The sequence below is a fragment of the Bacteroides timonensis genome (assembly GCF_000513195.1).
GTDB lineage: Bacteria > Bacteroidota > Bacteroidia > Bacteroidales > Bacteroidaceae > Bacteroides > Bacteroides timonensis.
Genome location: NZ_CBVI010000210.1, coordinates 1 through 1516 on the forward strand (window position 1 = coordinate 1; position 1516 = coordinate 1516).

A 1516-nucleotide genomic window follows, 5' to 3' on the forward strand; every position below is an offset into this window, starting at 1 on the left:
CGATCTTTGACATGATGTACAAAAAAAAGTAAAGTTATAACAAGCTGAAAGTATATATCGAGCCATACGGCTAGGTAAGACTAAAAGTAAGTAAGGGCGCATGGCGGATGCCTTGGCTCTCGGAGGCGATGAAGGACGTGATAAGCTGCGATAAGCTGCGGGTAGGTGCAAATGACCTTTGATCCGCGGATTTCCGAATGGGACAACCCAATATCTTGAAGAGATATTATCCATCTTTTGATGGAGGCGAACGCAGGGAACTGAAACATCTTAGTACCTGTAGGAATAGAAAATAAATAATGATTCCCCTAGTAGTGGCGAGCGAACGGGGAATAGCCCAAACCATATGTGTTACGGCATGTATGGGGTTGTAGGACCACGTCGTGGGACGACAGTTAGTGAGTAGAATGATCTGGAAAGTTCAGTCATAGACGGTGATAACCCGGTATACGAAGCTAATTTAACCCTAGTGGTATCCTGAGTAGCGCGGGACACGAGGAATCTTGCGTGAATCTGCCGGGACCATCCGGTAAGGCTAAATACTCCCGAGAGACCGATAGCGAACCAGTACTGTGAAGGAAAGGTGAAAAGCACTTCGAACAGAAGAGTGAAATAGTCCCTGAAACCATGCGCCTACAAGCGGTCGGAGCAGTGTAAACTGTGACGGCGTGCCTTTTGCATAATGAACCTACGAGTTACTTTTTCCGGCAAGGTTAAGGATCTTGAGATCTGCAGCCGAAGCGAAAGCGAGTCTTAATAGGGCGGATAGTCGGAAGGAGTAGACGCGAAACCAAGTGATCTACCCTTGGCCAGGTTGAAGGACAGGTAACACTGTCTGGAGGACCGAACCGATAAGCGTTGAAAAGCTTCCGGATGAGCTGAGGGTGGGGGTGAAAGGCTAATCAAACTTGGAGATAGCTCGTACTCCCCGAAATGCATTTAGGTGCAGCCTTGATTTATACTAATATGAGGTAGAGCGACTGATAAGATGCGAGGGCTTCGCCGCCTATCAAGTCTTGACAAACTCCGAATGCGTATTAGTTCTATATCAGGAGTGAGGGCATGGGTGCTAAGGTCCATGTCCTAAAGGAGAACAATCCGGACCATCAGCTAAGGTCCCCAAATAATTGCTAAGTTGATCTAACGAAGTCAGATTGCTAAGACAGCTAGGATGTTGGCTTGGAAGCAGCCATTCATTTAAAGAGTGCGTAACAGCTCACTAGTCGAGGAGTTTGGCGTGGATAATAATCGGGCATAAGCAATTTACCGAAGCTATGGGATGTGCAAACATCGGTAGGGGAGCATTCCACTCTGCGTTGAAGGTGAAGCGTAAGCTTTGCTGGAGCGTGTGGAAAAGCAAATGTAGGTATAAGTAACGATAAAGGGGGTGAGAAACCCCCTCGCCGAAAGACTAAGGTTTCCTGATCAACGCTAATCGGATCAGGGTTAGTCGGGTCCTAAGGCTCAGCCGAACGGTGAGGCCGATGGCAGAACAGGTTAATATTCCTGTACTACC

General features: G+C 47.6%; 1 rRNA gene. It reads left to right on the top strand.

Features of this window, described 5'->3' with window-relative positions:
- Positions 1-80: 80 nt before the first annotated feature.
- Positions 81-1516, top strand: a 23S ribosomal RNA gene (locus BN161_RS27890); the annotation flags it as partial.